Origin of the sequence: Propionivibrio sp., from assembly GCF_016790145.1 — a bacterium.
Taxonomy (GTDB): Bacteria; Pseudomonadota; Gammaproteobacteria; order Burkholderiales; family Rhodocyclaceae; genus Propionivibrio.
This window is the reverse complement of record NZ_JAEUOI010000191.1, coordinates 1-7626: the sequence shown is the minus strand read 5'-3', so window position 1 is coordinate 7626 and position 7626 is coordinate 1. Positions and strand designations below refer to the sequence as shown.

The 7626-nt window shown below is 56.4% G+C and carries 7 protein-coding genes; 4 read left to right on the top strand and 3 right to left on the bottom strand.

Annotated elements, in window-relative coordinates; translation table 11 throughout:
* Together JNM42_RS15740 and JNM42_RS15735 are read right to left on the bottom strand one after the other, a co-directional pair.
* The coding region (locus JNM42_RS15740; protein ID WP_294272254.1) for a DUF2784 domain-containing protein at positions 1 to 236 on the bottom strand (236 nt) is incomplete at its 3' end.
* 9 nt (positions 237 to 245) lie between these two features.
* Positions 246 to 443, bottom strand: a complete 198-nt coding sequence (locus tag JNM42_RS15735; RefSeq protein ID WP_294272251.1) for a hypothetical protein — start codon at positions 441 to 443, stop codon at positions 246 to 248.
* Positions 444 to 909: 466 nt separating this feature from the next.
* Here JNM42_RS15735 and JNM42_RS15730 point away from each other — a divergent pair, with 466 nt between their 5' ends.
* The 3 genes from JNM42_RS15730 to JNM42_RS15720 all read left to right on the top strand — a co-directional run bounded on the left by JNM42_RS15730 (position 910) and on the right by JNM42_RS15720 (position 5412).
* On the top strand, positions 910 to 3207 hold the full coding sequence (locus JNM42_RS15730; RefSeq protein WP_294272247.1) for a TonB-dependent receptor: 2298 nt from the start codon (positions 910 to 912) through the stop codon (positions 3205 to 3207).
* 270 nt (positions 3208 to 3477) lie between these two features.
* Positions 3478 to 4302 (top strand): SRPBCC family protein, encoded by an 825-nt coding sequence (locus JNM42_RS15725; RefSeq protein ID WP_294272245.1) that lies wholly within the window; start codon positions 3478 to 3480, stop codon positions 4300 to 4302.
* A gap of 351 nt (positions 4303 to 4653) precedes the next feature.
* On the top strand, positions 4654 to 5412 hold the full coding sequence (locus JNM42_RS15720) for a YceI family protein (RefSeq protein WP_294272242.1): 759 nt from the start codon (positions 4654 to 4656) through the stop codon (positions 5410 to 5412).
* Between the two features lie 183 nt (positions 5413 to 5595).
* On the opposite strand, the gene JNM42_RS15715 is transcribed toward JNM42_RS15720, so the two are convergent.
* Positions 5596 to 6792 (bottom strand): alpha-hydroxy acid oxidase, encoded by a 1197-nt coding sequence (locus JNM42_RS15715; RefSeq protein WP_294272239.1) that lies wholly within the window; start codon positions 6790 to 6792, stop codon positions 5596 to 5598.
* An 87-nt stretch (positions 6793 to 6879) separates the two neighbouring features.
* Here JNM42_RS15715 and JNM42_RS15710 point away from each other — a divergent pair, with 87 nt between their 5' ends.
* A complete protein-coding gene (locus JNM42_RS15710) occupies positions 6880 to 7479 on the top strand; it encodes a TetR/AcrR family transcriptional regulator (protein ID WP_294272236.1) in 600 nt (199 codons plus the stop codon).
* Positions 7480 to 7626 lie beyond the last annotated feature (147 nt).

Sequence of the window (7626 nt, the reverse complement as noted above, 5' to 3'; positions counted from 1 at the left end):
TCGATAAACCCACCGTGGTAACCGGCCTCGCCGCCTAGTCGGCGCAAGTGGTTTTCCAGTGGCGTGAGCGGACAGACGAATCCGCTGATTTCGATCAGCCCGGCCCACATCACGGCCGGCAGGTGCAACCAGAGAAGGCGCGGGAACCGCCAGACCAGCAGGCTCCCCAGTACGACGAAGAAGATGAAGGTCAGGTGAAGGAGCAGCACCACGTCGGCCAGAACACGATAGAGCATGCCGTCGGCTCACCCAGGGCAATTCCGGCAGAGGGTGTCATCCACCAGCGAACGCTGCCGTCCCACACCGAATCCGAACTCGCCGGCGGCACCGGCAGCCAGGAAGTATCTACGCATCTGGTCGCTGACAAGGCCGGTTAGTTTCCCGATCGAGCGAGCCAGCAGAACGAAGCACAGGAAGCAGAAACCATTTGCGCGCAGGTCCATACTCATTCTCCAAAAAATCTGAAAGTCCCCTGCAAGTATTCAGGAGCAAGGTACCCGAATCGGCAATATACGACGCATCATGAGGGGAAGTGTACTGAATCCTGGATGATCACTGGCGTCAGGTCAGTGGTTTGTTGCCGACGTCCGTAAGCACCGTACTTTTGCCTTGTCAGCAACTGATGTTAGCCGGCATTGTGAATTCGCTGTTAAGTTCATAAATCATACTGTGTTACCTGCGACGTATGGTTTCCAATTGCCTTTCTTCTCCTTAACCGACGTTCTTCACGCGAGTTGTTCTGAAGCGGCCATTAACCGGAGGGTGCCCGCAATTCTTGTCTGGCGGCTCGGTATCCTGCTATTGAGCCCATTAGACAAAGCGTGTGCGGCAATTTGCCACATTCCCTTGCTACAGCCAAAAGCTGAAAATCATGCCCTGCTTCTATTTGATCGTTCTGACGGGAATTTCATGGGGTATCGCATCCATTCGTTTGCTATTGCAGTGGCCATTGCCTTTTCGTCGTCGGCCATCGGGCAAGCCGACCCGGTCGAAAACGTGCCAGTCCTTGATGATGTCGTTGTCAGTGCAAGCAAACTCAAGCCGGTGCCGGTCTCGAGCACGGTCAGCCCGAGCAGCATCGAGCAGATGCGAGCGGCGACCAGCGATACCGCCAGCCTGCTCAGTAACATTCCCGGTGTCAGCACCTACGGGGCGGGCGGGGTTTCGAGCCTGCCATCCATCCGCGGCCTGGCCGACGACCGTATCCGTATCCAGGTCGACGGCATGGACCTGATCGCCTCATGCCCCAACCACATGAATCCGCCGCTGTCCTATATCGATCCGAGCAATGTCGGCACCCTCAGGGTTTACTCCGGGATCACTCCGGTCAGCGTCGGTGGCGACAGCATTGCCGGCACGATCATCGCCGAGACGCTGGCGCCGGTGTTTGCCGCGCCGGGCCAGGACTTTCTGGCTACGGGCCAGGTCGGCAGTTTCTACCGCAGCAACGGCAACGGCTGGGGCGCCAACATAGCGGCCACTGCCGCCAGCGAAAACACCAGTCTGACCTATACCGGTTCGAGCGCCCGGGCCGACAACTACAAGGCGGGTGGCAACTTCAAGACGACCAAGGCCACGGGCCGTGTCGGCCATACGCTGCCCCTCGACGAGGTCGGCTCGACAGCTTATGAGAGTCTGAACCAGATGCTGAGTATCGCGCTGAAAGGCGGAGATCATCTCGTTGAGGCCAAGTTCGGCTTTCAGCACATCCCCGAACAACTTTATCCGAACCAGCGCATGGACATGCTCGACAACGATCAGAAGACCATCAACCTGCGATATCTTGGCGAATACGACTGGGGACAGTTCGAGGCTCGGGCCTATTACGAAAAGGTCGACCCACATTACATGGATTTCGGACCCGACAAGCGGTTCTGGTACGGGATGCAATCCGGTGGACCCATGGCGGGCAACGGCGCACCCTGTTCGCCGATCAGTGCCAACTGCGCGGCCGGCATGCCGATGTACACCAAGAGCAGCAACACCGGGGTGAACGTCAAGGCGGATGTGAATCTCGACGCGCAGAACCTGCTCCGCGTTGGCGGCCTCTATCAGCACTACACCCTCGACGACTGGTGGCCGCCTTCAGGCGCCGCCATGTGGCCCGGTACTTTCGAGAACATCAATGACGGCACACGCGATCGCCTCGGACTGTTCGGGGAATGGGAGTCGCGCCTCAACACCCATTGGCTGACCCTGCTCGGTGCCCGCTATGAACGGGTCAAGACGGATGCCGGCAATGTTCGGGGCTACGACCCGAACACGAATGGCATGGGAATGATGGTGAACGACCAGAAGAAGGATGCCGCCGCCTTCAACGCGCAAGACCGCGAACGTACCGACAATAACTGGGATCTGACGGCGCTCGCCCGCTATACGCCGGATGCCAATAGCGACATCGAGTTCGGTTTGGCGCGCAAGGTGCGCTCCCCCAACCTTTATGAACGCTACACCTGGTCGACCTGGTCGATGGCTGCAGTCATGAACAACCTCGTCGGTGATGGCAACGGTTATTTCGGCAATATCAATCTCAAACCGGAACAGGCGCACACGGTTTCCGCTACCTTGGACCTGCATACCGCCGACCGGCGCTCGGAACTCCGCATCACGCCCTACTACACGCGCGTTACTGACTATATCGATGCCATTCGCTGCACTGCGGGCGCATCCTGCACGCCGGCCAACCGGACGACGACCAATGAGTTCGTCGTCCTTCAGTACGCAAACCAGTCGGCCGAGCTTTATGGCATCGATGTTTCCGGGCGAATCCTGCTCGCGTCGACCGGGTTGGGCGACTTAGGCCTCACGGGTTCGCTCGCCTACACCCACGGCAAGAATCTCGATACCGATGACGGCCTTTACAACATCATGCCGCTCAACGGCAAGCTGGCGTTGACCCACGCGCTGGGGGGATGGAACGGCGCGGTCGAAGTGGTCGTGTCAGCAGCGAAGGACGATGTCTCAGACGTGCGCAACGAGATCAAGACTGCGGGTTACGCGCTGACCAACCTGCGTGGCAGCTATACCTGGAAGCAGGTTCGGGTCGACCTCGGCGTGGATAACCTCTTCGACAAGTTCTATTCGCTGCCGCTCGGCGGTGCCTACACCGGTCAGGGATCGACCATGATGCTCAACGGGATACCGTGGGGCATCGCCGTTCCAGGTATGGGCCGCTCAATCTATGCCGGTCTGAACGTCAAGTTCTAGCCGCCCTATCAACACCTGACGCCCCGTGCGCAATACACCGGGCAAACACCCCGCCGACCCGCTCGCTCCAACTTCATCTGTACGTCAATCAGGCAGTCGATGACTGACTGCCACCACGCTTCGTCGACGCGTCTCATTCCGTTGATGTGGTCGACGGGAACGATCAATATACGCCTGGGATCGGACAGACGCACGTAGAAGCAATCTGGAGCAGGGTTCTCGAATCAGCAATATACGACGCATCATGAGGAGGAGGGTACTGAATACTGGTTGTTCACTGGCGTCCGGTCACTGGTTTGCCGCCAACGTTCAGAAGCGTCGTACTTCATACCTCGTCAGAAATTCTCCGTCATCCCGGCAAAAGCCGGGATCCAGATTGTGCGCCAATGCCCGGATGCCGGTCAGGCCCGTGCACACCATGGCCGCTTGAATTTTTGCGATACTTTGAGTCGCCACCCTGCGAGGGTCAGTGTACGATCCGGCTTTTGCTACGCTCAACCGAGGAGAAGCATCATCCACAACATGATCAATCGGATGATCGCTGTCATGGTGTTGTTGGCAAACCTGGCGCATGCACAGAGTCACACTCCGGAAATCAGTTTCCTGGTAACACGTGAAGGCGAATTCATCCTGACCGATGCTCGCGTCGATTTGCCGGTTCCGTCGGCCCTGGTATGGGCGGTACTCACTGAATACGCGCGCTATCAACGTTTCATTTCCAGCATGCACGAATCGAAGATCGTATCGCGCAGTCCCGAAGGCTCGGTAGTCGAACAGAAAGGCAGTTTTAGCTTCATGTTTTTTTCGCAGGGGATCGAGGCCCGGTTACTGGTTTCCGAGGTTCCTCCAAACCTTATCGTAACGCGTGCGATCGAAGGTGATTTTCAAGTTATGAACGGACGCTACGAAATCCGCCAGGCTGGAAATAATACTCGTTTGTCGTTTTCAGGACGTTTGGTGCCGAAATTCAGTCTGCCGCCGATATTTGGCCTGAGCATCGTGCGCTACATCCTGTTAAGGAATTTCCGCGAAATGGTCGATGAAATTCTCCGCCGTGATGCCGAAGCCCACCGGGTAATCCGTGCCGACGGATAGGCCCATCAAGTTCTCCCAGACCAGTTTGCGTGTAACTCGAAAATGGATAAACACCTGCCAAGCCGGGGCCCGAGGCCAGGCTTCGCGCTCATTCCGGCGAAAGCCGGAATCCAGTACCTTCCTCCGATACCCATTAAAACAATCGGATAAACGAGTTGGACCCCGGCTTCTGCCCCGAAGGAAACACTCCTGGGGTGCGCCGGGGTGACGAGCGTGGAAATCAGGCCGTAATGATTTTTTCACAGACTCTTAGGCGAACTACTTCAGCCATAAGCGGTCATGCACTGACATTGAACAAGCGCTAGGCAGCCGAGTGATTCCTGCGTACCCGAGAGCCATGGAGGTGTAACAATGTCGGGCATTCCTCGATTTGAAACCAGGCTAGGCGTCCTGCAGCGCTTGGCATCGGTCAGCCTGGGATTGGGCCTGTGGTGTCTGGCGGGTTGTCAGACATCGCCCGAGTACCCGTTGACCCCGCTTCAGACAAGCCAGTCTTCTTTAGTCGAAGCGCGTCCGGAAAATTCGGTCCGCTATGAAATTCTTCCCGACCTCTCGGATATCCGCTTCCTGGTTTTTCGGGCAGGCCCCCTTGCACGATTTGGGCACAATCATGTCGTTCAGGCGAAAAACATCCGGGGAGAAATATACCTGGCTCCGGATATCCACCAATCCAGCTTTTCCATCGAGATTCCGGTAAAGGATTTTCAGGTTGATGCAGAGGATGCACGATTGGACGAAGGCGACGTGTTTTTGACACAACCCGATGAAGAGGCCATCGCCGGCACAGCCAAGAATATGCTCGGTGAGAAAGTTCTGGATGCCGCCAGATACCCGAAAATCGAGATCAGGTCGCTGGCCCTGACAGGGCCAGCCTGGGGAATGGACATCGCGACGAGAATAAAGGTGCACGGTGTTGAGCGTGAAATTGTCGTGCCAAGCGCAGTTGAAAACAGTAACGACAAGCTTGTGGTGACGGCATTTTTTTCGATAAACCAGACCGACTTCGGCATCACCCCGATGAGCGTCCTTGGGGGAGGCTTGCAGGTCCAGGATGCGATCAAGGTGCGAATGCGCATTGTTGCAGGAAAAGGCGACTCGCGGCCCCAATAAAACGGCTTTCTTGGATTACAGGTGAGGCCGGTTCAGCAAAGCAGCCACGTGGTAGTCAAATACTTTTCCACTATCTGTTATAAGCGTTTTCAGCGAATCATCACTTTCGGCCAAGTCCGGACATAGCGACCGCAAAAAAATGCGTTCTGTTGAACGGCAGGTAACTTCTACCAAGTTGGGTATTTAGTTAATCGCGTTATGATCCGCCTCCAGAATTCCACCGTATTCCATAAACCGGCCTTGGTGCGCAACAAGGTTTTGACGGCCAATTTCACTCAATTGATTTACGCCGGTGAGCGCCATGCTGACCTCGAGCTCCTTGCGAATGATCTCGATTGCCTTCAATACGCCCGCCTCCCCTCCCGCGCCCAAACCGAAGATATAGGCGCGACCAATGAAACAACCCTTAGCGCCGAGCGCCAAGGCGCGGAATACGTCCTGGCCAGTGCGAATTCCACCATCAAACAGCACTTCGGCCTCGGAGCCAATTGCATCCGCTATTTGTGGCAGCATCGATATCGATGATGCCGCACCGTCGAGTTGTCGACCGCCGTGATTGGACACCACAATGGCATCTGCACCGACCTTCACGGCGAGTTTAGCGTCGTCGACATCGAGAATGCCCTTGATGATCAGCTTGCCCGGCCAGATGCTTCTGACCCATCCCACGTCCTTCCAGCTCAGTGTTTGGTCGAATTGCGATCCTACCCATTGGGCGAGCGATTTGACTCCATCCATGCCCTTCACATGCCCATCCAGGTTGCCAAAAGTCCATCGCCTCGCTGAAAGCACTCCATAGACCCAGGCCGGCTTGGTGATCATATCAAAGAGGTTTCTCAGCTTTAGTGCGGGCGGGACCGACAGGCCGTTCTTGATATCGATGTGGCGCTGGCCGAGCACCTGTAGGTCGGCGGTAAGGACGAGCGCGCTGCATTTTGCGGCCACCGCCCTCTCGACAAGAGAGCGCACGAAGCTGCGGTCCTTCATGACGTAGAGCTGGAACCAGAATGGCTTATCAACGGCCTCGGACACATCTTCAATCGAGCAAATTGAAAGCGTGCTTAAGGTGAATGGGATTCCGGCCGTCTGCGCAGCGCGACATGCCAGAATTTCGCCGCTGCCGTGTTCTAGGCCGGTCATCGCCACGGGCGCGAGAGCAAGTGGTAACGATACCGGCTCGCCGGCCATGATCGAGGAGGTGTTGCGCGTCGATACGTCAACCAGCACGCGCTGGCGGAGCTTGATTTTCTCCAGGTCGGCTCGGTTGGCACGCAGCGTTTCTTCTGAATAAGAGCCAGCTTCGGCGTAGTCAAAAAATGCCCGAGGAACCTTTCGACGAGCAATTTCCCTTAGATCTTCAATGCACGTGATCTGTTTCATGTTTGCCTCCGCGCCTGTGTCTAATCATGCTAGGCACTCAGCTTTTCAAAGTACACTACCTAGTCGGTATGCATACGGAGGAAGAGAATGCCACGGCACGGCGATGTAACGAGGCGGCAGATCATCAATGCCGCCTACGAGCTTTTCTACAGGGACGGCTTTGCCAACGCCGGCATTGATGCGGTAGCCGAGGCTGCAGGTGTCACCAAGCGCACGATTTATTATCACTTCGACAGCAAACAGACCCTAATCGCGGCCGTTCTCGACGTCCAGCATGAATTGATGCTCGAGCTCATTCAAAGCTGGGCCGATCGCGTAGCGGACGACCCCGTCCGCCTGGTCGAAAAGCTGTTCGCGGAATTCGCTGCATGGGCAAAACAGTCCCGGTGGCGTGGATCAGGTTTCACTCGAGCCGCGATGGAGTTCGCCGGATCGCCCGGACACCCAGCACGCAAGTCGGCGAGCCGACACAAGGCGTCTGTCGAAGGGTGGATGGCACAACAATTTGCACAAGGCGGAATCAGCGAATCCCGGTTGCTTGCACGTAAGGTCATGTTGCTGCTTGAAGGTTGCCACTCGCTTGTGCTCATTCACGGCGAATCGAACTACGCGGACGCTGCGTCCGAGGCGGCAAGTCTGATCGTCAAAGCGGCAATCGCGAGTGAGCAGACTGATAGTGGCACATAGGATCCATCGCAAACGTAACCGGTTTATCTGAATATCCGAGCGAGAGCCAAATCATAGGAGTAGCGGCATGGTGATCGTTAAGCCAACATTGCTTATAAAAAAATAATCTTTCTGTTCTGGGTCGAAAGTGTTAGGGAGATAGTAATT

Coding starts and splice junctions, on each gene's coding strand:
- JNM42_RS15720 (WP_294272242.1), top strand. CDS start 4,654: ATGTCGGGCATTCCTCGATTTGAAACCAGGCTAGGCGTCCTGCAGCGC.
- JNM42_RS15715 (WP_294272239.1), bottom strand. CDS start 6,792: ATGAAACAGATCACGTGCATTGAAGATCTAAGGGAAATTGCTCGTCGA.
- JNM42_RS15735 (WP_294272251.1), bottom strand. CDS start 443: ATGGACCTGCGCGCAAATGGTTTCTGCTTCCTGTGCTTCGTTCTGCTG.
- JNM42_RS15710 (WP_294272236.1), top strand. CDS start 6,880: ATGCCACGGCACGGCGATGTAACGAGGCGGCAGATCATCAATGCCGCC.
- JNM42_RS15730 (WP_294272247.1), top strand. CDS start 910: ATGGGGTATCGCATCCATTCGTTTGCTATTGCAGTGGCCATTGCCTTT.